Source organism: Streptomyces sp. NPDC048352 (genome assembly GCF_040651895.1).
Lineage (GTDB): Bacteria > Actinomycetota > Actinomycetes > Streptomycetales > Streptomycetaceae > Streptomyces.
Genome location: NZ_JBEZKZ010000001.1, coordinates 133,224 through 156,132 on the forward strand (window position 1 = coordinate 133,224; position 22,909 = coordinate 156,132).

19 protein-coding genes and 1 pseudogene are annotated in these 22,909 nt (G+C 71.3%); 12 read left to right on the forward strand and 8 right to left on the reverse strand.

Annotation, left to right across the window (positions count from 1 at the left end; all coding sequences use genetic code 11):
• Positions 1-163 precede the first annotated feature (163 nt).
• Together AB0D45_RS00645 and ligA are read right to left on the reverse strand one after the other, a co-directional pair.
• Positions 164-943: a hypothetical protein gene (locus AB0D45_RS00645; protein ID WP_362454582.1), complete on the reverse strand. Its 780-nt coding sequence runs from the start codon at positions 941-943 to the stop codon at positions 164-166.
• Positions 944-1,159: 216 nt separating this feature from the next.
• Complete coding sequence (gene ligA, locus AB0D45_RS00650; protein WP_362454747.1) at positions 1,160-3,214, reverse strand: NAD-dependent DNA ligase LigA; 2,055 nt, start codon at positions 3,212-3,214, stop codon at positions 1,160-1,162.
• A 168-nt stretch (positions 3,215-3,382) separates the two neighbouring features.
• On the opposite strand from ligA, the gene AB0D45_RS00655 reads away from it, so the two are divergent.
• Together AB0D45_RS00655 and AB0D45_RS00660 are read left to right on the forward strand one after the other, a co-directional pair.
• Positions 3,383-5,866 carry an MDR family MFS transporter gene (locus AB0D45_RS00655; RefSeq protein ID WP_362454583.1) on the forward strand — a complete coding sequence of 828 codons (2,484 nt, stop codon included), beginning with the start codon at positions 3,383-3,385 and terminating at the stop codon, positions 5,864-5,866.
• Between the two features lie 115 nt (positions 5,867-5,981).
• The gene (locus tag AB0D45_RS00660) at positions 5,982-6,272 is read left to right on the forward strand and encodes a hypothetical protein (RefSeq protein WP_362454585.1); all 291 of its coding nucleotides are present in this window, start codon (positions 5,982-5,984) and stop codon (positions 6,270-6,272) included.
• Between the two features lie 69 nt (positions 6,273-6,341).
• On the opposite strand, the gene AB0D45_RS00665 is transcribed toward AB0D45_RS00660, so the two are convergent.
• A complete protein-coding gene (locus tag AB0D45_RS00665) occupies positions 6,342-7,163 on the reverse strand; it encodes an ATP-grasp domain-containing protein (RefSeq protein ID WP_362454587.1) in 822 nt (273 codons plus the stop codon).
• Between the two features lie 622 nt (positions 7,164-7,785).
• Here AB0D45_RS00665 and AB0D45_RS00670 point away from each other — a divergent pair.
• The 3 genes from AB0D45_RS00670 to AB0D45_RS00680 all read left to right on the forward strand — a co-directional run bounded on the left by AB0D45_RS00670 (position 7,786) and on the right by AB0D45_RS00680 (position 10,676).
• Entirely contained in the window at positions 7,786-8,976 is a 1,191-nt protein-coding gene (locus AB0D45_RS00670) for an MFS transporter (protein ID WP_362454589.1), read from the forward strand.
• A gap of 70 nt (positions 8,977-9,046) precedes the next feature.
• Complete coding sequence (locus AB0D45_RS00675; RefSeq protein WP_362454591.1) at positions 9,047-10,246, forward strand: low specificity L-threonine aldolase; 1,200 nt, start codon at positions 9,047-9,049, stop codon at positions 10,244-10,246.
• Between the two features lie 148 nt (positions 10,247-10,394).
• Complete coding sequence (locus AB0D45_RS00680) at positions 10,395-10,676, forward strand: hypothetical protein (protein WP_362454593.1); 282 nt, start codon at positions 10,395-10,397, stop codon at positions 10,674-10,676.
• Between the two features lie 116 nt (positions 10,677-10,792).
• Here AB0D45_RS00680 and AB0D45_RS00685 read toward each other — a convergent pair.
• Both AB0D45_RS00685 and AB0D45_RS00690 read right to left on the reverse strand, forming a co-directional pair.
• Positions 10,793-11,475: pseudogene (locus tag AB0D45_RS00685) on the reverse strand (aminoglycoside phosphotransferase family protein).
• A gap of 191 nt (positions 11,476-11,666) precedes the next feature.
• The gene (locus AB0D45_RS00690) at positions 11,667-12,260 is read right to left on the reverse strand and encodes an MBL fold metallo-hydrolase (RefSeq protein WP_362454595.1); all 594 of its coding nucleotides are present in this window, start codon (positions 12,258-12,260) and stop codon (positions 11,667-11,669) included.
• A 93-nt stretch (positions 12,261-12,353) separates the two neighbouring features.
• On the opposite strand from AB0D45_RS00690, the gene AB0D45_RS00695 reads away from it, so the two are divergent.
• The 6 genes from AB0D45_RS00695 to AB0D45_RS00720 all read left to right on the forward strand — a co-directional run bounded on the left by AB0D45_RS00695 (position 12,354) and on the right by AB0D45_RS00720 (position 18,251).
• Entirely contained in the window at positions 12,354-13,298 is a 945-nt protein-coding gene (locus AB0D45_RS00695) for a helix-turn-helix domain-containing protein (RefSeq protein ID WP_362454749.1), read from the forward strand.
• Between the two features lie 170 nt (positions 13,299-13,468).
• The gene (locus AB0D45_RS00700) at positions 13,469-14,002 is read left to right on the forward strand and encodes a hypothetical protein (RefSeq protein ID WP_362454597.1); all 534 of its coding nucleotides are present in this window, start codon (positions 13,469-13,471) and stop codon (positions 14,000-14,002) included.
• A gap of 112 nt (positions 14,003-14,114) precedes the next feature.
• Positions 14,115-14,510 carry a hypothetical protein gene (locus AB0D45_RS00705; RefSeq protein ID WP_362454599.1) on the forward strand — a complete coding sequence of 132 codons (396 nt, stop codon included), beginning with the start codon at positions 14,115-14,117 and terminating at the stop codon, positions 14,508-14,510.
• Between the two features lie 164 nt (positions 14,511-14,674).
• Complete coding sequence (locus tag AB0D45_RS00710; protein ID WP_362454601.1) at positions 14,675-15,139, forward strand: DUF2199 domain-containing protein; 465 nt, start codon at positions 14,675-14,677, stop codon at positions 15,137-15,139.
• Positions 15,139-15,801: a hypothetical protein gene (locus tag AB0D45_RS00715; protein ID WP_362454603.1), complete on the forward strand. Its 663-nt coding sequence runs from the start codon at positions 15,139-15,141 to the stop codon at positions 15,799-15,801. Before AB0D45_RS00710 ends, AB0D45_RS00715 begins: the two co-directional genes overlap by 1 nt.
• A gap of 614 nt (positions 15,802-16,415) precedes the next feature.
• On the forward strand, positions 16,416-18,251 hold the full coding sequence (locus AB0D45_RS00720; protein ID WP_362454605.1) for a hypothetical protein: 1,836 nt from the start codon (positions 16,416-16,418) through the stop codon (positions 18,249-18,251).
• A 181-nt stretch (positions 18,252-18,432) separates the two neighbouring features.
• Here AB0D45_RS00720 and AB0D45_RS00725 read toward each other — a convergent pair whose 3' ends face one another.
• A complete protein-coding gene (locus AB0D45_RS00725) occupies positions 18,433-18,738 on the reverse strand; it encodes a hypothetical protein (RefSeq protein WP_362454606.1) in 306 nt (101 codons plus the stop codon).
• Between the two features lie 175 nt (positions 18,739-18,913).
• Positions 18,914-21,538, reverse strand: coding sequence for a rifamycin-inactivating phosphotransferase (gene rph, locus AB0D45_RS00730; protein ID WP_362454608.1), 2,625 nt, complete (start codon positions 21,536-21,538; stop codon positions 18,914-18,916).
• Positions 21,539-22,084: 546 nt separating this feature from the next.
• Between rph and AB0D45_RS00735 the strand changes: the two genes are divergently transcribed.
• Positions 22,085-22,342, forward strand: a complete 258-nt coding sequence (locus AB0D45_RS00735; RefSeq protein ID WP_362454610.1) for a hypothetical protein — start codon at positions 22,085-22,087, stop codon at positions 22,340-22,342.
• 66 nt (positions 22,343-22,408) lie between these two features.
• Here AB0D45_RS00735 and AB0D45_RS00740 read toward each other — a convergent pair whose 3' ends face one another.
• On the reverse strand, positions 22,409-22,846 hold the full coding sequence (locus tag AB0D45_RS00740; protein ID WP_362454612.1) for a hypothetical protein: 438 nt from the start codon (positions 22,844-22,846) through the stop codon (positions 22,409-22,411).
• Positions 22,847-22,909 lie beyond the last annotated feature (63 nt).

Genomic DNA, 22,909 nt, shown 5'->3' on the forward strand with positions numbered 1-22,909 from the left:
CCCCTGCGAGCTCATACCCCGACGCGAATTCGTCCTCGCCGAGACGTCCAGGCATTCCCGTCACACCGAAGGCCAGCCCCCTCAGCAGCTGCCCCGGAACTCCTTTGCGATGCTGGTGGACGGCCTGACCCCGGCCGTCCGCCCACAGGAGTGAAGCCGCCCTTCAGCTCATGGCGGCGCTGCGGGCGGCGAGGGTCGTGCTCGCGGCGTCGGGGAGCGTGGCGGGGTAGAACAGCGTGGTGACAGCGAAGGTGGCGGCGTCGCTCCACGCGCAGACAGGCCGGTCACCGACGGGATACGTCACGACGCCGCAGGTGAGCCCGCCGCCATGCGGGCCGGCGTCGAAGGTGGCGGCGTCGTGTGCCTTCGCCCCGGCGATGAAGTTCGTGAACTCCTGGCTGATGGACATCCGCGCCTTCTCCGCCTTGAGCTTCGGATTCGCCTCGGTGGTGCGGAGCATGAGGATGAGGTCAGCGGTGTCGTCGGCGTTCTGGTCGTAGAAGCCGGCCCACGTTCCTTCGGGGAGCGTTCGGCCTGCCAGCCATGCGGTCTTCGTCTGCTCGGCGGCGGTTCCGGTCATCAGCCGGAAGTCTCCAAAGGAGCCCGGCAGGGCAGCCCGCGGGCCGCCCGCGCTCGGGGCCGGGGTCTGCTCGACAGCCTGCGGTACCGCTTCCGCGGCGCGCGGCTCGGGGTTGTAGCCGCGTACCGCCTGGACCACGGCCCACAGCGCGATCAGGAACGTCGCACCGACGACCAGCCGGTGCCGATTGGCCGCCCTGCGCAAGGTGTCGGCGTGGTCACCGCCGGGAGGCGTCGACGGTGCGCGCCAGGAGCGGGTGGCACGCCAGAGCACCAAGGCGGCGATGACGGAGACGAGGGAAAGCCCCAGTACCCGACCGAGGGCGTAGCTCTGGGAGGTGGAATCGACGACTGTGCTGATCACAGGCTGGATCGTACGTGTGATCGACGAGCTCGGAAGTCACGATTCGGCTGCCGTACCGCTCACTGCGCGCACGTGTGGATCGTCATCCGCGAGCGGATACCAGCAACGCCCACGAGGAAACAGACTTCGCCTGGCATGCGCTCGACGCCGGCTGGGACATCGACTGCCGAAGCGAGTCCGGACAGGACTGTGCCGGGGGTCGGCGGGCGGTGAGGGCTAGTTGGTGGGGAGGAGGTCGGCTACGAGGGTGGCGAATTCCTCCGGGGCGAGGATGCGGATGCCCAGTTCCTCGGCCTTGGTGCGCTTGGAGCCGGCCTTTTCGCCCGCCACCAGGAGGGTGGTGCGCTTGGACACCGACGACGACGCCTTCGCACCGGCCCGCTCGATCAGCTCGTTCATCTCGTTACGGGACAGCGCGGCCAGGGGCCCGGTCATGGAGCCGGTGACCACGACGGCCTGTCCGGCCAGCGGGCCGCCGCCCTCCGGGGTGTCGCCGTCGGGCGCCTCGGACGCGGGCTCGTGCTGCGGTTCGGTGACCTGCGTGCCTACCTGCTGGGCCTGGAGCTTGTCGAGGAGCGGGGCGAGTTCGGCGAGTTCGGCCGCGATGACGCGGGCCTTCTCGGTGCCGATGCCGTCGACCCCGGCCAGGGTATCGGCGTCGGCGGCCCGGATGGCGGCCATCGAGCCGAAGTACGCGGCGATCCGGCGGGACATCGTGCGCCCGGTGCCACGGACGCCGAGCGCGCAGAACACGCGGTTCAGGGCGGCCCCGCGGGCGGTCTCGATCGCGGCCAGGAGGTTGGTGACGCTGGTCTCGCCCATCCGTTCCAAGCCGAGGAGCTGCTCGCGGGTGAGGGTGAACAGGTCGGCGATGTCGTTGACCAGGCCGGCCTCCACCAGCTGGACGGCGCGCGTGCTGCCGAGGCCTTCGATGTCGAGCTGGTCGCGGCCGGCTGCGTAGATGACCGAGGCCACGGTCTGGCAGCTGCGTCCGCGTACACACCGCCACCGCTGTTCGGAGGTGTCGATCGCGTCGCCGCAGCGGGGGCACGTTTCGGGGAAGAGGATCGGGGTCTCGGCGCCGGTGCGCTGGTCGGCCAGCGGTGCCTCGACGCGGGGGATCACGTCGCCGGCCCGGTACACGAACACCTGGTCGCCGATCATGAGGCCGCGGCGGGTGATGTCGGACGGGTTGTGGAGGGTGGCGTAGGTGACCGTCACCCCGTCGATGACCACGGGCTCCAGGACGGCGCGCGGGGCGATGATCCCGGTCCGGCCGACGTTCCACTCCACCGCCACAAGGCGCGTCACCTTGTGCTCTGCCGCCAGCTTCCGGGCCACCGCCCACCTGGGGGCGCGCGAGCCGTTGCCGGCCTGCCGCTGGTCCTCGGCCGCGTCGGCCTTCACGACGACACCGTCGATCCCGAACGGCAGGTCCGCGCGCAGGCCGGCGATCACGTCGATACGTTCCTGCACCTGCTCCAGCGTCTCCAAGCGCTTCGGGGCTGCAGGCGTGCCGGCTGCCGTGTTCGCGCCGAGCGCGGTCAGCTTCTCCAGCAGGGCGAGGTGGCCGAGGTCGTCGAGGCCGATCGCGCCGTAGGCGAAGAACGTCAACTCGATCCGGTAGAGGCGGTCCTTGGCCCGCAGGGTGCCGGCCGCGCCGCTGCGCGGATGCGCGAAGGGCGTGGCCTCGTGGGCGAGGCGGATCCGGTTGGCCTCCTCGAACTGCGCGGTCGTCAGCAGCACCTCCCCGCGCAACTCGACGTCGACCGGCTCGGTGAGCACCGGCGGCAGACCGAGGACGGCGTCGGCGGCGTGGGTGATGTCCTCGCCGGCCAGACCGTCGCCGCGGGTGAGGAGCTGAACGAGCCGGCCGCCCCGATAGCGGGCGGCCACCGCGAGGCCGTCGAGCTTGGGCTCCACACACCACCCGGCAACAGGGCGCCCGAGCCGTCGTTCCAGCCCTGCCGCCCACTCGGCGAGCTCGTCGGCGTCGAAGACGTTGTCGAGGGAGAGCATCGGCACCGAGTGCGGCACGTCGCCCTGCACCGCCCCGCCCGCCACCTTCCCGGTCGGCGACTCGGCCAGCACCTCGTCGGGGTGGGCGTCCTCGTAGGCCGTGATGGCGCGCAGCAGTCCGTCATACTCGTCGTCGCCGAGCGGGGTCGTCCCGTCGCCGTAGTACGCGGCCGACGCCGCCAAGGCGGTGGTCACGGCCTTCACGTAGGCGGCAGGAGAGGGGAGGGCACTGGTTTCGGTCATGAAGGTCATCATGCTGCCCAGCACTGACAACGCTGGGGTCCCGCCATGCCGGCCGTTCCCCTTGCTCCGCCGCCGGACCGCGACCGGGGCGGTGACGATGCGGTTGCGTCTCTCCGGCCGCCGTTTTCGTCGCGACCCCGGGCTCACCCCGGCCTGACGGTTGGCATACTTCGCCCCGTGGACCAGTTGATCGCAGCAGACCCGACCCACATCGGCCCGTACCGTCTGATCGCCCGGCTGGGTGAGGGCGGCATGGGCCTGGTCTATCTGGGCCGGTCCGAGGGCGGGCGCACCGTGGCGGTGAAGGTCGTGCAGGCCGAGCACGCCGGGCACCCCGAGTTCCGCAGGCGCTTCGCCCGCGAGGTGGCCGCAGCCCGGCGGGTGGGCGGGGACTGGACGGCAGCGGTGCTCGACGCCGATCCGGAGGCCGCCGTGCCGTGGGTGGCGACGCAGTACATCCCGGGGCCGGACCTGCGCACCGTGGTCGCCGAGGACTTCGGGCCGCTGCCCGAGTACTCGGTGCACACCCTCGCCAACCGGCTCGCCGTCGCGCTGCGGGCCGTGCACGAGGCAGGCCTGATCCACCGTGACCTGAAGCCGTCGAACGTACTCGTCACCGTCGACGGCCCCCGCGTCATCGACTTCGGCATCGCTCGGGCGATGGACAGCCTCACCGGGGACAGCCTGCACACCCGCACCGGCATGCTCATCGGCTCCCCCGGCTTCATGTCTCCGGAGCAGGTCCGCGGCCGCGAACTCACGCCCGCCAGCGACGTCTTCTGCCTCGGTGCCGTCCTCGTGTACGCCTCCACCGGACGGCTCCTGTTCGGCGCCGCCGATTCCGGGCTGAACGCCCACCTCTTCCGGGTGGCCGAGGAGGAACCGGACCTCACCGGCGTTCCGGAACCACTGAGCGGCCTCGTACGCGCCTGCCTGGAGAAGGATCCCGCCGCCCGGCCGACGCCCCAGGAGGTCGCCGACCGGACGGCGGTCGAACAGCCCGGGGAGTGGCTGCCGGGCACGGTACTGGCGCAACTCGGCCGCCGTGCGGCCAAGTTGCTGGACTGGTCTCCCGAGACGCCCGCCGCGGAGCCCGGTGCGCAGCCGGATCCCCGCGTCCCCTCCGTACCGCGCCAGCACCAGCCGGTGCCCGCGCCGCCGCCCCCGTACGCGCCCACGGCCCCGGCCGCGGCGCGGTCCGTCCCCGCGCAGGGCTTCGGGCCGCCCCCGGCCGCCCTCCCCTACCCGGCGGGCCCGCACCCCAGGCGCTGGTGGGGGCTGGGCGTGATCGCCCTGACGCAGCTGCTGGTACTGCTCGACGTGGTGGGTTTCAGCGCCGCCCTGCCGACGGTCCAGTCCGATCTCGGCTTCGCCGACGACGCACCGAACCCGGTCACCGCCTACGTACTCGCCTTCACCGGTCTGCTGCTGCTCGGCGGGTACGTGTGCGACCGCGTGGGCGCCAAACGGACCCTGATCATCGGCTTGGCCGGCTTCGCAGCCGTCTCGGTGCTGTGCGGCTCGGCGGGCGATCCCGGCCTGCTGGTCGTGGCGCGGGCCCTGCAGGGTGCGTTCGCCGCGCTGGTGACACCGTCCGGACTGTCCCTGCTGTCCACCGGTTTCACCGACCCGAGGGAACGTTCCCGGGCCTTCGGGATCTACGGGGCGGTCGCGGCCGGCGGCGGGGCGCTCGGGATGCTCGCGGGTGGCTGGCTCACGGAGCTGGCGTCCTGGCGCGTGTCGCAGTACGCCTGGGTCCCGCTCGCGGCCCTCGCGGTGACCGGCGCGGCCACCCTGCTGCCGGGCCGCCCGTCGGACGATCGTGCCCGCTCCGACCGGTTCGGCGTGGTGCTCGGTTCCGGCGGGCTCGTTGCCCTGGTCTACGGCATGGACGAGGCGGGGCGGCTCGGCTGGACCACTCCCCTGGCCCTGCGCCTCCTCGCGGCGGGCGTCCTCCTGCTCATCGCGTTCCTGTGGCGGCAGACCAAGACGTCCGGCACCCCGTCGGCCGGGAACCTCAACTGGCACCGCGACCGCCTCGGCTGTGCCCTGGCGATGGCCCTGACCGGCGCCGGGCTCGTGGTGCTGCTCCCCATGCTCACCGTCTACATGCAGTACGTCTTCGGCTACGCCCCGGGCATGACCGGGGTGCTGCTGCTGCCGCTGGCCGCCGCGGCCGTCATCGCCGCCACGCAGGTCTCGGCGCGCCTCCAGGACCGCACCGCGCCCCGCGTGCTGATCGTGTCCGGACTGGTCACCGCCGCGGCCGGGACGCTGCTCCTCGCCGGTGTCGACCCCGAGAGCGCGTACGGGCCCGACGTGGTGCCCGGCATGCTCCTGACCGGATTCGGCAGCGGTCTGGCCTTCGGGCCGCTCTTCGCCACCGCCACCTCCGGCGTCGCCCCGCGGCACTCCGGCGCGGCCTCGGCGGTCGTTCTCATGGCCCAGCAGGTGGGCGAGTCGATCGGTGCGGCGCTGCTCGTGACCCTCGTCGGCGCTCGTCTGGCCGCTTCGTCGGAAGAGAGCCAGTCCGAGCAGCTGCTGCTCGGCTACACCGACGCCCTCTGGTGGGCGGCCGGCGCTCTGCTGCTGGCGGCGCTGGTGGCCGGCGTGCTGCTCAGGGCCCGGACTCCCAGCGCGGCCGACGCCAACGCCCGATGACGGTGCCGGGGGGTGCCTCTGTGTCCTCTGGGCGGCATCGGCCCACCTTCCGGCATCGCTTGGCGTGCCCGGCCGGGGCCGTGGCCGGGCGGCTCTTGGCGCCTAGAATCCCGGAGTGGAAATCGAACTGTCTGACGCGCTGGACGAACTGCTCGAACTGCAGGAAGCGACCGACGAAGCACAAGCCGAGTTGACGCGCCTGCAGGCGGAGCTCGGCGACTCGGCTCAATGGACCGACGAGCAGCACGTCACCTGGCGGGACGCGTGGGAAGACGCGCGCGAGCCCTGGTGGCTGCTGGATACGGCCCTGGACCAGTACGCGGAGGCTCTCGGTCTGAACCGCGACGAGCTGGAGAGCACCGTGCAGAAGGCGGCAGGCCACGTCCCGCCACCGAACGAAGACTGACGGCCCTCCGGCAGTCGAGCCAGCCCCACCTGCGCCCACCCCGTAAGCAGCCCCTACACCCGAAGTCGGCTACACCGAGGGCGCCGCCCGCTCCTGCAGTCGGCCGCGCTCTCGGTCTGCCCCCCGTTCTTCCACTTCCCCCCTCAGGTACGGCCGGTCCCGGCTCGCGACCGCGGCGATCGGGCCGGCGGCGCGGAGCACCGTGTCCAGGACACGTTCCGGCTCGGAGGCGTAACAGTGGGCGAACCATGCCATGTTCGCCTCGACCACCGCCCAGCCGCCGGCGGCGAGCCGGCCGATGTCCAGGCACACCGCGCTCGGCAGGCCGGCGGCCGTGGCCTCGAGGACTGTACGGCCGAAGGCGAGACTCTCGGCGTCCAGCGGCGCCGGGTCGAGGCGCCCGCAGACGGCGTAGCGGCTCCCCGTGAGGACGGAGCCGTCGAGGACGAACAGCCGGTACTCCGCGGCGAACTCCACGACGCCGCTCACCAGGACCGGCGTGGAGCCATCGAGTCCGCCGGGCAGGCTGGTCCCGTCCTCGTGGACGGCGGCCGGAAGCAGGTCGATCTTCGCCGAGGGCGGCTTCACGAAGGCCCGTTCACGCAGCGCACGGGCCTCGGCGAGGGTGGTGAGCCGTACGCGGCGCCGCAGGAGGGGGTCCGGTACGCGCGTCAGCCAGTCATCGGCCGGCTCGAGCAGCCCGAGGCCCAACGGGCCGGCAAGGCGTGCGGCCGCACGGGGACCGCCGTACCAGTGCACCCTGCGACCCTCGGCGCTCGCCGCCCGGTCGGTCACCTCGTAGCCGCGCCAGGCCGCCGCGCGGGCGAGGAGTTCCCCCGTGGAGGTCCGGGGTGCCGACAGGAGGAGAACGGGCGGGGTACGGGCTTCCATGCCTGCGAGCCTAACTAACCTCGGCCGGCAACCGAACGGGCGCTCGAACGCCCACCCGGTCACCTCTCCCGTCCCGCCGGCCGGGTCTACGGCGAAGGCCCAAGAAGCGGGGGGCGGATCGAGGGAGAGCGGCGACCCGGACGGCACTTGCATCACGCCGCCGGCTGTCGCCCTCGAGCTCTACCGCCGGTACGGCTGCTGGCCCCGGTTCCTCACAGCCCGCCGGCCGCGGCGGAGTCGGCCGCGGCGGAGTCGGCCGAGGGGGGCTCTCCGCTGGGGACCTTTCGCGAGGGCCTTCCGGCGGTTTCGGAGCCCGAACGGGCTCTGACAGGGCCCTCGTCCCGGAAAATGTGCGGTTTGGGTTCGCTCTCGCCGATCTTTTTGCGGTGATCCGTTGACCAGAGTCAAGGCGTCCGGATAGAAAGATCACGATCAGGACCGCGCCCATGAGTCCGGTCCAACACGGCTCAGCCTCGGGGGATTTCGCTTTGCCGCACACAGACGCACTTCGTCCTGCCCGCGTCCTCGTGGTCGAACCCGCCTCCTCCCGGGGCGCCACCCTGATCGGCGTCGCAGCCGGGATTGGGCTGCCGCCGGGAACGCCCGGCGGCTCGGCGTCCTCATGCTCATCCAGTCGCTGGGGCTCGGGGTGTTCCTGACCGCCAGCGCCGTGTTCTTCACCCGGACCATCGGCATCCCCGCCCAGCGGGTGGGCCTCGCCCTGTCGGTCGCCGGGCTCTGCGGTCTGGTCTGCACCGTGCCCCTCGGCCGGCTCGCGGACCGGGTCGGCGCGGGCCGGGTGCTCGCCGTCAACTTCCTGCTCGCGGCTGTCGGCTTCACCGCGTACTGCCTGGTGGACGGCTTCGCCGCGTTCCTCGCGGTCGCCTGCGCCATCGCGGTCCTGGAGACCTCGGCGGGCGCGCTCCAGCCGTCGCTCACCGATGCGCCGGTGGGCGAGGCGGAGCGGGTCAGGGTGAGCGCGCAGATACGCAGCCTGTTCAACCTGGGTTTCCTCGGTGGGGCCGCACTGGCCGGAGCCGCCATCGCGGCCGGCACCTCGACCGCCCTGTACGCCACGGTCCTCGCCAACGCCGCCCTCCAGCTGGTCTCCGTCGCCGTGCTGCTCGGGATGCGGCTGCCCGCGGGCGGTGCCGGGCCCCGGACCACCGCCGCGGAGGCGCCGGGCGGGGTGCTGCGCAGCGCCGCGCTGCGGGACGTGCGCTATGTGGCGGTCGCGCTGGTGTGCGGTGCTCTGGAGCTGTACCACCCGCTGCTGACGGTCGGTCTGCCGCTGTGGACCGTCTCCGGCACCGACGCGCCCGCGCTGCTGGTGTCGGGGCTGCTGATCCTGGACACCGTGCTGGTGCTGTTGTTCCAGGTCACGGTGAGCAGGGGCGCGGCGACCCCGGCGGGAGCGGCACGTATGCTGCGCTGGGCGGGGTGGGCGCTGGGGGCGTCCTGCCTGGTCTTCGCGGTGAGCGGGGGGCACGGCGCGCTCCTGGACAGTGCGGCCCTGCTGGGCGGCGCGCTGGTGCTCGTCCTCGGCGAGCTGTACCAGGCGTCGGCGAGCAGGGGCCTGTCCTTCGGGCTCGCCCCGGCGGCCCGGCAGGGGGAGTACCAGGCGGTGTTCTCCCTGGGGCGGGGGCTCCAGCAGTTCGCCGGGCCGTGGTTGATGACCTCGCTGGTCGTCGGCGCGGCGGCGACCGGCTGGCTGGTCCTCGCGGCGCTCTTCGTCTTGCTCGGGTTCGCCGCGCCTCCCTTGGTGCGCGGCCTGGAGAAGGCCCGCACCCGGACGGAGCCCGCGCCGGCCTGAGCGGGCCGGCCCGCGTCCGTCCGGACCAGATGTGTCACACCCCTACGACCGAGACAAGTAAGCGAGCACCATGACCGTTCAGCGACGACACGACCCGGACGAGCGCGGCTTCGCCAGCGACAACTACGCGGGCGCGCACCCCGAGATCCTCGCGGCGATAGCCCTGGCCAACGGCGGCCACCAAGTCAGCTACGGCGCCGACGTCTACACCGAGCGCCTCCAGGAAGTGGTGCGCGGCCACTTCGGCCCCACCGCGCGCACGTACCCGGTCTTCAACGGCACCGGCGCGAACGTGGTCGCGCTCCAGACCATGCTCGACCGCTGGGACGCCGTGGTCTGCGCCGAGTCGGCCCACATCAACGTCGACGAGGGCGGGGCGCCCGAGAAGGTCGCCGGGATCAAGCTCCTGACGGTGCCGGCCTGGGACGGCAAGCTCACCCCCGAGCTGATCGACCGTCAGGCGTGGGGCTTCGAGGACGAGCACCGGGCCCGGCCCAAGGTCGTCTCGATCGCCCAGTCCACCGAGCTCGGCACCTGCTACACGCCGGACGAGATCCGTGCGATCTGCGACCACGCGCACGACCTCGGCATGCTCGTCTACCTGGACGGCGCCCGGCTCGCCAATGCCGCCGCCACCCTCGGCGTGTCCCTGCGCGAGATGACCACCGACGCCGGTGTTGACGTCCTCTCGCTCGGCGGCACCAAGAACGGGCTGCTCTTCGGCGAGGCGGTGATCGTGCTCAACGAGGACGCGGTGCGCGGTATGGCCCACCTGCGCAAGACGAGCATGCAGCTGGGCTCCAAGATGCGTTTCATGTCGGTGCAGTTCGAGGCGCTGCTCGGCGGCGACCTCTGGCTGCGCTCGGCGGCCCGCTCCAACGCGATGACCCAGCGGCTGTACGAGGCGGTGCGCGGACTGCCGGGCCTGGAGATCTCCCGCCCGGTGCAGGCCAACCAGATCTTCGCCGTCCTGCCGGCGGCCGTCACCGAGCGCCTCCAGAAGCGTTTCCGCTTCTACACCTGGGACGAGCAGGCCGGCGAGGTCCGCTGGATGACGTCCTTCGACACCACCGAGGACGACGTGGACGCGTTCGCGGCGGCGATCGCGGAGGAGCTGGCGGCGGAGCGGGGCGAGGAGCCGGCGGGCGCGCTGACCACGGCCGAGCGTGAGGAACTGGTGCAACTGCGCCGCAGGGTCCGTGAGATGGAAGAGACGATCGAAGTGCTGGGGAGAGCGCCCGCCTTCTCCGCGAACCGCACGACGAAGTAGCCGACGGCGAAGCCCGGGGGCGGGCGAGCGCCCTGGCCCCCGGGCAGGAGAAGCGAAAGCCAGGCCCCCCGCGGACCTGGACCGTGACGGTGCTGGTCGCCGCGGTAAACGAGTGGCTTTGAGACACCCTGGCTGCGACCATGCAGCAGTGAACGCAGAGCTCCCGGACGGATGGACGATCGAGCGGGTCCGTTCGGTGTCGGGCGATGGTCAGGCGGAGTTGCTGTCGCTGGAACGGCTCGTCGTTGTCGAACAGGTCGGCTCCGCCGACTACGACGTCCTCCAGCCTGACGTCATCCTGTCCTTTCATGGCCTGTGCCTCGCCCGAGCTGATGGCGAATGGTTCATGGGGGAGCTCGACGCCGACGGCTCACTCGTCTGCTGGGCATCCTATGGCTCTGAACTGGGCGAAGCCATCCGCGGGTTGTGAGCTGCGCGTGGCGTCCTGATCGCTTACACCGCAGGCCGTAGTGCCCTGGAGGTGGCACTGATCAGGTGCCTGCCCTGGTGCGGGCCGGCCGGTCCAGTGGCCCGAGGGCGCAGTCGTCAGGAGTCGAGTAGTGCTCGGGCGATCGCTGTCTGCTCGGGCTGCAGTGTGACGGCGCCGTCCTCGATGTCCCAGAGGCAGTTCTGCAGCACGCGGCCGAGCGTCCATCCGGCGGCGCGCTCTCGGTCCAGTCCGATCACTTCTGTCATGAGGTGGAAGCGATGGCGTATGGCCCGTGACACGTCCGCGGCGGTGATGACGTCGTCCCACCGGTTGCGCAACGCGGGCAGCAGTTCGAAGGCCGGGTCGCCGGCGAGGGGTTTGGGGTCGATGGCGAGCCACGGAGCCCGTCCCGCGACCTGCGAGGACGGAAGAGGCGCGAGGACGTTGCCGTAGTGCAGATCCCAGTGCAGCAGCCGGTCCCCGGGCTCGTCCAGCAGCTCCCGCACCGCAGCCGCACACGTCGCCAGCAGCCGGCGCTCGGAGGGGTCCGCCAGAGAGCGGGAGTAGGTGGGAACCCGGTCGATCATGGCGCGGGCGATGTCGGACAGCAGCCGCAGGCCGGCGGGAGCCGGAAGGCCCCGTGCGCGGGCGGTCCGTCCAGTCGCAGGCTCCAACGGTCCAAGAACTCCTCGGCCAAAGCCGGCAGGGCAGCAGTCCATGCCCGCCAAGCCTCGCCGTCCTGCGAGGCGGCCAGGGCTGCCGGCACCTGGACCCGGGACTGAGACCGGCTGAAGGACACGACGCTCCTGAAGGGCAACGGTGCGGGGATACCAGCCTGCCTGACCGTCCTCGTCGTGACCGTCGGCCCGCCGCCATGCGATCGTACGGCGTCCTCCGCCCCGCCCGCTCTGCGTCTCACCGAGGAACAGCCCGCCGCCGCGCGACAGCGCGGCGGGCGGAAGTCCGCGGCTCGCAGGGTGGGCAGTGCGCCTAGCGGGGCGCGGTGTCGTCGGCCCTGAACGGGGCGCCGTGGCCGGGCACGATCAGGTCCGCGGCGGCCAGCACCCGGAGCCGGGAGGTACGCAGCACCTCACGGTCAGGGGCTACCGGGTCGTCCGCCGGACCCTGCGCGTGCCACCACAGGTCACCGGCGAAGGCCACGACGCCGGAGTCCGTGCCGGCGAGCAGTGTGATGTCCTCGGCGCTGTGCCCCGGGGTGCGGATCAGCCGGAGCGACGGGGTGAGTTCGTAGCCCTCCGCGTCCCGGTTCTTCCACTGGTCGCCCAGGTACTCCACCTTGTGGTCGTGCACCCGGGCCCGTCGGAACAGGCCCACGTTCATGGTGTTGTCGGGGTGGTGGTGACTGAGCACCACGTCGGTGATGTCCTCGGGACCCAGCCCCAACTCCGCGAGCGGGAAAAGGATGTCGTCGTGGCTCGCCACCATGCCGGGGTCGAAGATCACGTGCCGTCCCGCGTCGTGCACGTAGGAGACGGTGGCGGCGACTCCGGGGCCGGTGGAGCCGACGTATCCGGTGGTCAGGACCTTGTATGCGGCGCTGCGGCCGATCGGTGCGTCTGTCATGCCCCCATCCTCGCCGAGCAGTCGATCATCCACGAGTGGCACAGCTGCCGCTGATCGCAGGATTGCTGCCACACTGTACGCGTGCCTCCCTTCATGACCGTCGCCGCTTACACCCCGCCCGGAGTCGGCATGCTCGCCGTCGGCATCGTCACCGAGGTCTTCGGCCCGCACGGGGAGGCACTGGACGGGTTCGACTTCGCGCTGTGCACCGACCGGCCCGGGCCGGTCCCCACCGACCTCGGCGTGCCGCTCACCATCACGCACGGTCTGGAGCGGCTCGCCTCGGCCGATCTGGTGATCGCCCTGCCGTGGGCCGGCTTCCGCACACCACCCGCCCCCGCCGTGCTCGGTGCGCTGTCGGCGGCGCACGAGCGCGGTGCGCTGGTCGCGGCCCACTGCGTCGGCGCCTTCGCGCTCGCCGCCGCCGGACTGCTCGACGGGCGGCGGGCCACGACCCACTGGCGGTTCGCCGAACTGCTCGCCCAGCGCCACCCCGAGGTCACCGTCGAATCCGACGCCCTCTACATCGACGAAGGACGCATCATCACGGGCGCGGGAGCCGCCGCGGGCTTCGACCTCTGCCTGCACCTGCTGCGGCGGGAACACGGAGCCGCGATGGCCAACGCCGTGGCCCGGGACGTCGTACTGCCCTCCCACCGCGATGGCGGGCAGGCTCAGTACCTGGCCGCCCCCGTCCCCGAGGACTGCCGCGACGAGCGTCTCGCCGAGGTGCTCGCGTGGGCCCGCGGGAACCTCCATCAGCCGCTTCCCGTCGCAGAACTGGCCCGGCGGGCCATGATGAGCAAACGCACCTTCGCCCGCCGCTTCACCGCGGCGACCGGCACCACGCCCCACGCCTGGCTGCGCAGCCTGCGTCTGGGCACCGCCGAGGAACTCCTGGAGACCACGGACCTGCCAGTGGAAGAGATCGCCCGTCGCGTCGGATACGGAAGCGCGGCCGTGTTGCGCGATCAGTTCGTACGCCGCCGGGGAGTGCCGCCCCGCTCGTACCGCCGCTCCTTCACGAACACGCCATGACGGACCCAGCCCGGTCAGGCCCTTGGCGTCATGGTGCGCGTAGGTGGTGGTCGATCCGGTGATGGCGATGAGCGCCGTCACCGGGACTTTTGGCGCACCACCCTTGCCGGCGCGCTTCCTCGTCCGCGCCGCCTCGTTGTCCTGGGCACGCGACCAACGGAGGCACACTCATGCTCAGTACATCGCCCGCCCGTCGGCTCGTGGCGGTACTGGTGGCTGCCTTCGTCACCGCGGCTGCCACGGGGATGAGCCCCGCACACGCGGCGGAGCGCTGCAAGGTGTCGTCCAAGACCGTCGACAACCCTGCCTACAGCGGGCCTTGGCCCGACAACTGGAGCTTCACCGTCAAGGCCTGCGTCTCGGAATCCGGGGCGAACGTCCGGCACTGGGCGACGATCAGCTGGGACCTGCCGGCAGCCTCTACCCAACCCGGCCTCATCTTCCACCCCACCGGCACGAACGCCGAAGTCACCGCGATGGTCACCGGTGGCGGCCTCGCCGTCACCAGGCGCACCGATCTGGCCGAGCGGCTGAACAAGGCGAAGGACGGATCCATCACGCCGGCCTCCTACTCCTCCCACTGGCCCGGGCGGTACCGCGTCTACACCGACGTGATTCTCTTCCTCGACTGGAACGGTGACGGGAAGGGCCCCCAAAAGCTCCACTTCGCCCCCTCCCCCGCCCTTCCCGGCTCGGCGCGATAACCGGGACCCACATCAGCTCGGGCCACGCGCTTCGACTCCGCTGGAGCAGCATCCCGGCTGATTGCGGTGGTCTTATTCGCCGGCAGTGGGCGTCGGACCGCTCCGGTTCGGTATGACCGTCGACGAAGTGGTCGAGGCGGCAGAGATGTACGGACGGACGCAGGTCAGCGATTGTGCACGGGGCTACCCGCTCTTCTCGCCGACTTGGAGGATCGAAGTCCACCGTCGTGAGGTGGCTTCCTCTGCGCATGCTGTCGCGGCCTACGTGAGCCAATTCGACGGATTGCCGCTGGTCGGGAGGGACCTGTCGGACCTGGAAAAGGACCTGATCGCGTATGCGGAGGCGATGGACGTGCACCTTCGCTACACGCCGGAGGGCTACGCAGGACCGAATGACCCCGGGGTCCTCTTGCGCGGGCAACTGGTAGGGCAGGTCCTCCGCTCGCGTCCGCTGTTCATGGTGACTCGCGACGGCGCGAATACTGAATGGGATTCGATCCCCCTCTGACGAGCACTAAGTCAAGGGCAGGTCTCCATGCCCTGACGGGATGTGGCGGAGAGCGGGTGGCCCACCCGAGGGTGGTACCGGAGCCCGTCACTAGGCTTCGGCCCATGACCAGTGATCTCGGGTTCGCCTGCACGTGTTGCGGTGCCCACCACTCCGAGCTGCCGATGAATTACACGGCCGAGGCCCCGGCCGGGTGGGATTCGGCCTTCGCCGACGCCGACGACTGCTTGCTCTCGTCGGACCAGTGTGTGGTCCGCGGGCAGCACTATTTCGTGAAGGGCCTGATCGAGATACCGGTCATCGGCAGCCGCGAGGTGTTCTCCTGGGGTGTCTGGGTCTCACTCAGCCGCGAGCGCTTCTCGAGGGCCGTGGACCTGTGGGACAGCGTCGGCCGCGAGGCCGAGGAGCCGTACTTCGGGTGGCTCACCACCGACCTGCCGGTGTACGAGGCCACGACCCTGAACCTGAAGACTCGTGTCCACACCCGCCCGGTCGGTGAGCGTCCCTTCGTGGAGCTCGAGCCCACCGACCACCCTCTCGCCGTCGAACAGCGCACGGGGATCAGCCTGGACCGCGTACGGGAGATCGCGGCCGCCGTGCTCCACGCCGGCGACGGCGAGCAGGAGTGATGGCTGACAGCCCGGTGTCGTCCATCCCGGTCGGACCCGCCGGTCTGAGTCGCAGAGCCCAGCGGTTTGTCGAGGTAGAGGGCATCCGCGTCCACCGGCAGGACATCCTGCGACACCGCGAGGCGTGGATCGGGCAGGGGATCCCCGCCGCGGAGATCAACCGGGTAGCCGCCTTCCAGGGCCGCTGGGGCGGTCTCGTCCTGCCGCCGGCCCCGTTCTACCAGGGCGGTCCGCGCATCCTGAGCGCCGACTGCCCGAAGCTGATGTCCCCCGAAGGCTGGTCGTTCCCGGCAGGGGACTGCCGGGTGTCGATGGCCTACGGATTTGCGATCGGTCCCGACGGGGCGTTCGGGATCGATGCCCACCGCTATACGCCCCTGCATGCCGGCACGGACGGATGGGTGGAATCCCTGGCGTTGGCCGCCCATGCCCGTCGCTGGGCCAGGACCGTCACGAGGATCACGGGCGAAGCCGTCGAGTCACTGGATCTCGGCGGATTCGAGCCGGTTCCCGAAGTGCTGGGCGTGACCGACACCTGGTGGCGGGGCAAGGACTCGCTCATCGCCCTGTACCGGGGCGAGGCCGTGGGTCTTGATGCCCCGCAGTGCCTCGAAGCACACGTCTACGGCGGCCTGGACGAGTGGGGCCTCCAGGGCGGCTGACTCGTGGGAGCCGGACCTGAGCGTGGTACGGGTGGACGACTTGATGCTCAGGGAAGGCGCTGCGGCGGGTGCGGAGCCAGGAGCATGTGACGACCACCAGCGGGGACCCGCGCGGTCCGCACGACCCCATGGGAACCATGCGCACCGACGACTGCCCCTGCTGGAGCCCCAGCCATCGGCACTTCCGTCGCGCACCCTGAACTCGGCCATCCGCCGGCCCGGCGTCGCGGTCCTCGACGAAACGCAGCACCTCGGCCGCGGCCGGCCCCTCCCCCATCGCGACGCTGGAGCGGCGGATAGCCGGCGTGCCGATCGTGGTCATCTGCCTCGACGAACGCCAGGCCACCCGGCCCGACGCAGGTTGCACCACCGCGGACATCCGCCGAATCGAGATCGAGTACAGCGACCCTGCCACGCTACCCGGATGTTTCACGTGCATCCGACGAGCCGAGGAATGCGCAACCGTCCAGGCACCCGGCGCATTCGGGCTGGCCTGAATCCGTGCGTGATGCACCGCACAGCGGTTCTCCTCGCCCCAACGCTTAGCCTGAGCGCGTTCAAAACATGTCGGGGTGGGCCGGGCGAGATGCGCCCGGGAACATGAGGGGAAATCCGTGAAGTTCAAGCGCATGGCCGTTGTGGCCGCCGCTGCGGTGGTCGGCCCGACCGTACTGGCCGCCACGCCCGCAATGGCGCAGGAAAAGGCCGCCGTCACCGTGCCGGACGCTGCACCCAAGGACGAGGCAGCGGGCACGGGGGCGCCCGACCAGTCGAAGCCGTCAGCAGACCGGCAGGCCGCTCCGAAGGCCCCCGCGGCGAACACCGGACAAACGAACGCCGCTGGCACCCGCGCCGTCACGGCGGGGCCCAAGGTCTCGACGCAGAACGTTCCGAAGAGCTTCGCGCCCGGCGGAAGCCCGACGCAGCTCACGGTGACCGTCGACAACCGGGGCGGCACCGCCCTCGCCTCCTACGTACCGGCCGTCGGTATCTCGCAGTACGACGGGATCGTGAAGCCCGAGCACATCAAGGCCGAGCGCCGCCTGGCGAACGGGACCTGGCAGCCCGTCGCCCTTCGCCTCGACCGCGGCCAGACCGTGTACGAGGTCGAACTGGGAGAGCGCACCGTCGCCCAGGACGAGGTGTACACGGTCGACGTGCGCATCGCGTTCACGGTGAACACCCCGGCCGCCCCACTCGAGCTCTACGTGGGTGGTGAGGGTCGCGGCCAGGACGGCAACTCCGTGACCTCGCGCTACACGTGGTTCGACAGCGTGGTCGGGAAGGCCGGCGAAACGGGCGGCGGCGAGGAGACCCCCGCCTTCACCGGCCCGAAGCTCGGCCTGCAGGGACTCCCGCGGGACGGCTTCCAGGCGGGGTCGGACTGGCGCGAGTTCTCGATGCGCGTCGACAACACCGGCCACGAGGCCATCGACGACTACCAGCTGGACCTGACCCTCTGGGTGGAGAACGGATTCCTCAAGCAGGGCGACACCGAGCTGGAGGTGTACGCCCCCGACCGCACCGGCAGCTGGAGCTGGCAGCCGGTCCTCTCGGACGGTTCGGAGGAGGTGTGGACCCACGAGGTGGCCTCCGTCGACATCAAGAAGAACGAGGCCTTCGACCTCAAGCTCCGCATGAGGTTCGACAGGAACACCCAGCCGCACGAGATCTCCCTGCGCACCTCGGGCCAGAACGGCTGGGGTGAGGGATCGGTCCACTCGCAGGACGCCAGCCACAGCTCGTTCATCGCACACGGCCACCCGGATCACGTGTTCACGGAAGGCCCTCAGCTCAGCGTCGCCGGTTTCCCGCAGGACGGCTTCACGGCCGGCGGCGGCTGGCACACGCTGACCGCCCGGGTCGACAACACGGGCAAGAAGGCCCTGAGGCAGTTCGACGCCAGCCTGCGCATGTACCGCCCTGACGCGGCCCGGTGGACTCCCTCCCAGGTCACGGCCGAGGTCTACGCCAAGGACGCGAACGGCACATGGAGCTGGCAGCCGCTGAAGACGGGGGACGGTGGGGAAACCCTGCTCGGCATCGGGTTCGGCAGCCGGCCCGTGGCCGCCGGTGAGGTCTACGAGGTCCAGTTCCGCCTCCGCTTCGCCGCCGACACCCCGTCGGGCGAGATCGTCTTCCAGATGGGCGGCTCCGAGCCAGAGGGTTCTCCGGACGAAACCATCGAGTCCGAATCCCCCGAGTACCGGACGAAGATCAGCTCGAAGACCGGCACCGGCACCGGCACGGGCACGGAAGGCAACACCCCGAAGCCAAACGGCGGCTCCACGCCGGCAGACGGCAGCAACGGCACCGGAACGGGCGGCGAGCTCGCCGAGACCGGCGCCGATGCCGCCACCGCCTGGGCACTCGGCGGCGGGGGCGCGGTCCTCGCGCTCGGCGCAGCCCTCGTCGCGGGTACCGGTCGCCACCGCCGCAGGACCGTGTAGTCAGCGCACCGTGCCGCCGGGCCTGGAGTCGTCCTGCGAACCCCTTTGCCGTCAACGCCCGCGAAAGCAGCATGGGACGGGCGTGGTCTAAAGGCGCCAGCGGTTCGGTCACCGCGGGACGAACGACCGGCCTGTCAGCAGGCCGCGCCGGGCACCGTTCGTCCTTCGGCGCGGGGCGGGCTCAGGGGGTGGTGTTGCGGTTTTCGCGGGCGGTGAGTTGGCCTTGGACGTACGCGTCGCTGTCCGGGGTGTAGGGGCCGCCGTGGTCGTAGAGGAGGTCCGTGATGCGCTGCCACTCCGCCACCTCCGCGCGGGTGCCCGCGTCGGCGGCCGACGGGTCGTCGCCCGCGGTCTCCTCCAGGGCTTCCAGCGCTTCGGCGGCCTGGTGGTGCGTCATCCCCGTGGCCCGGCGGCGCACGCGGTCGACGGCGGCGTGCTCCTCGGGGGTCGGCTCGTGCGCTTCGCCCAGCGTGGTGTCCTGCGTCATCGGTGGTGCGCCTTCCGTTCTCGGTCCGGCCGGGCCGGTCCGCCCCGGCCCGCTTGCCCCTCTCCCCGGTACCCCGTGACGCTCCTTTCATTTCCGGGCCTGGGGCTGCCGACCGGAGCCCCCGCCGTCGCGGGATGGGCACCGGCACCGGGTGGCGTGGCGCGGGGGCCGAGGGTCAGTCCAGGATCTCGACGTACCCGTCGGTTCCGTGGACGCGGATCCGCTGTCCGTCCCGGATCAGGCGGGTGGCCCGTTCGACGCCCACGACAGCCGGCAGGCCGTACTCCCGCGCGATCACCGCGCCATGCGTCATCAGGCCGCCCACCTCCGTCACCATGCCCGCGATGCCGACGAACAGAGGTGACCAGCTGGGGTCCGTGAAGACCGTGACCAGGATGTCGCCGGCCTCGAGATCGGCCTCGGACATGTCGAGGATGACCCGGGCCCGTCCCTCGACGGTCCCTGCGGAAACGGGCAGGCCTACGAGGGCTCCGGCCGGCACGTCGTCGCGCCGGTACGCCCCGGTGAGGGCCTCACCGTCCGATGTGAGGACGCGGGGCGGTGTGAGCGCCTGGTACGACCGGAACGCGTCCTTGCGCTGCCGGATGAGCCGCTCGTCCGCCCGGTGCGAGCGTACGACGTCGTGCAGCTCCTGGAACGTGAGGTAGAAGGCGTCCTCCCTCTCGGGGAGCACGCCGGCCTGCACGAGCCGCTCGGCCTCCTCCATCAGCGCCTGCTTGTAGACGAAGGAGCGGCTGACGATGGCGTACTTCGGGTACTCCCGGTAGCCGATGAAGGTTCTGACCCGGTCGATCATCCGCTTGGTCTCGTCAGCCTTCCGGTCCCCGTCCGGCAGTGCCCGCAGGCGCGACAGGACTTCCTGTTCCTTCTCCTGTGCCCTCCGCAGCCCTTGCTCGAAGCGCCGTGCGGCGGCGCCCGGCTCGAAGTTCCTGACGTTGTCGAGGATCACGGGCAGGAGCGTGGCGGGGCGCTCGCGCCAACGCGGTCGCGTGATGTCGATCTCGCCGACGCAGCGCATGCCGTACCGGGTGAGGTAGCCCTCGATGGCGTCACGTGCTTCGGACCCGCCCGCGAGCTTCGCCAGCTCGTCCAGGAAGCCGTCGTCGTCGTCCTCGACGCCCTGCAGGAACGCCACCACCTCCGGTCGCGGGCGGACCACGTCCGCGACGTCGAGCAGTGCCAGTCCCATCTCCGACGTGACGTTGCCGGGGGCGGACAGCGTCAGCGTGTCGGCCGCGTTCTTCTCGCCGAGCCACTCCAGCAGGTTGTCGTTCAGCCACCAGGTGGCTTCCATGCCCGCCATGATGGCCTGGAGGCTCTGGGGATCGCTGAGAAGCCGCTTGTGCTCCTGGAAGGCCTCCAGCAGGAAGTCGAACAACGCCGGTCCGCTCTTCGTGCGGATGTCCCGCTCCAGGGCGGCGAGGGACTGCCGGCTGCGCTCGACCAGCTCGGTGACGACGGCCGGATCGGTCTCGAGCGGGGCGGGCGCACCACCGGCCGGCGGGCCGCCGGGAGCCGCATCGGGGAGCTCGGGCAGCGGCGGGAGGAAGCCGTCGCGGTCGAGGACGGTCTCCAGGGCATCCCTGACCAGCGGATCGCCTCTGCCGATGATGTCCAGGAGGCCGGCGCGGCTCGCGGGCGAGGCCAGGCGCGGGGTGACGTCGACGAACAGCCTCCCGCCGGCCTCGTGCATCGGCGCCATGGCGGTCAGCTGCCACATGGAGAGCCCCAGGGGCTTCATGGGGTCGGTCATCATCTGCTGGTGGCCGACGGAGACGTAGACGCGGTTCTCCTGGTCGCCGCTCCCGGGATCGGGGACGGGGACGGGGAAGAGGGTCGTGATCGGCCGGCTCTGGACGATCTGGAAGTCGTCGTCGACCAGGCACCATTCGATGTCCTGCGGGCGGCCGAAGTGCGCTTCGATCCGCCGCCCGAGCCGGACGAGCCGCACGACCTGTGCGTCCGTCAACGCCGGCTGCTCCTGCCGCTGTGCGTCGATCGCCACCTCCTGCGTACCGCCGGCCGGCAGGGCGTGGACGGCACGCTGCTTGGCGGCGATCGTCTTGGCGACGACGTGGCCGTCCCGCACCCTGAAGACGTCGGGGTTCACCAGGCCGGACACCAGGGCCTCGCCGAGGCCGAAGCCGGCGTCCACGGTGGCGACCTTCCTGTCGCCCGTGACGGGGTCGGCCGTGAACAGGACACCGGCCGCGTGCGGGAAGACCATCCGCTGTACGACCACGGCCATCCGGACGGAGCGGTGGTCGATGCCGTTGCTCTGGCGATACGTCACGGCCCGCTCGGTGAACAGCGAGGCCCAGCACCGGCTGACGTGCCGCAGGACTGCCGTCGGCCCCACGACGTTCAGGTACGTGTCCTGCTGGCCGGCGAAGGAGGCGGTCGGCAGGTCCTCCGCCGTCGCGCTGGACCGGACGGCGTAGGCGGCGCCCTCGCCGAACCGGGTGAGTGCGTCGGTGATCGACGCGGCGACATCGTCCGGTACGGGGATCCCCTCGATGGCCCGGCGAACCTCCCCGCTGAGGGTGCGGACGGCCTCCCGGTCGCCCGGATCCACGCGCGACAACCGGTCGATCCCGTCCTCGACCGCCGGTGCTCCTGCCAGGACCCGCCGGAAGGCGTCCGTGGTCACGCAGAAGCCCTCCGGTACGCGGATGCCGTCGATCCGCGACAGCCCGCCCAGGTGGGCGGCCTTGCCTCCGACGACGGCTACCTGCGTCGCCTCGGCCTCTTGCAGATCCAGCACGTACTGTTCGATCATCGCGATCCCTCCGAGACTGCTGTGCTCGTGCGGTGCACCGACGTGCGGCCGGGCTGCTGTGCTCCGAGCGCCTGTGGTCGCACGTCCCCGGCCGGCCCTCTCACTGGCCCGGCAAGGCCGTTCACCCCGTACATCGACAACGACAAAACGCGCACTCCAGGCCTCATTCTTCGCAGTTCATGGCTTCGGCCGATGATTCTGCGCTGTGACGGGGGTCTTGCGGCAAGCCCCCCAGTGCGCTATAGCTTGAGAGTGGCAAGGAGAGTGCTCTCCTTGCCCTTGTTTTTTGCGGGCCTGTTTCCCCGGCGAATTCGACGCCTCACCGCGCCGCGTCATCCGACCCCGCACGAAGTCCTGCCCTGCTCTGGCCGGCTTCCAGGCGCGAGCGCTGCACGCACATGGCACCGCCGACATAGGTGCTCCGCGGCGCTGCTGGTGGGAATCGGCTCGCCCTGGCGAAGTGCCCACAGGCCGGGCGCGGTTGCGACCCGGGCGATTGTAGGCTTGTGATCATGCCCAGGCCGGCGAAGTGGAGGACCAGCCGTGATGCCCCCATGCTGTGCGATCTGCGGCGCCTCCCTCAGGGACCACGACTACACGGCCTTCACGCTCGTGCACTTCCGTGCGATAGAGCCCCCGCTCGACCGTGAGGGGCATCCCGAGAACGCCCGCTGGTTCTGCCAGGACCACGTCCGGTACACCACGGGCAAGACCCACATGAGCGCCATCCTGGCCATGGTCCACATACGGGCGGCGATCCGACGCAACGCCCAGAACCCCTGGCCGCTCACCAGCATGCCCTGAGGGGAGTGGTTGACCGTCGGGGGCCGGGATGGCCGGCTGCTGGACGGGGCGTCGTGCGGAACGTGGTCAGGGCTCCGGGGTGAACAGGGCGGTCAGTGCGTCTGCGGCGCGGATTCGGTCGGCTTCCGCTGCGGCCACGCGGCGGCGGACGGCGTCGGCGGCCCGGGGGTCTTCGGCGATGTCGGGTTCGACCACCGCCCAGCCGGGCTGTCCGTCCGGGGACGGCACCTTGATGATCTTCAAGTCCGTTCGGCCGGTCATCAGCACCGCGAGAAGCGCCAGGTACTCGCGCTGGAGGTTCGGAGGGAAGCTGCCGCCGTCGGGGCCGGCGAAGACGGCCGGATGTCCGTCCGAGAGCATGCCGCAGGTGTCCCGGACAGCAGCGATGACCGCTTCGAACTCGGCGCGTCCACACCTCGAGGCCAGCGCCTGCAGGTAGGTGTCCAGTACGTCACCGGCGTCGGCGGGTAAGCCTGCGGGGAAGTGGTCAGATGCGTCGTTCACCGGATCCCCCTCACACGCGTCCGGGCAAACCCCTGCGCCCGACCGCTCCCCACCGCACTCTAT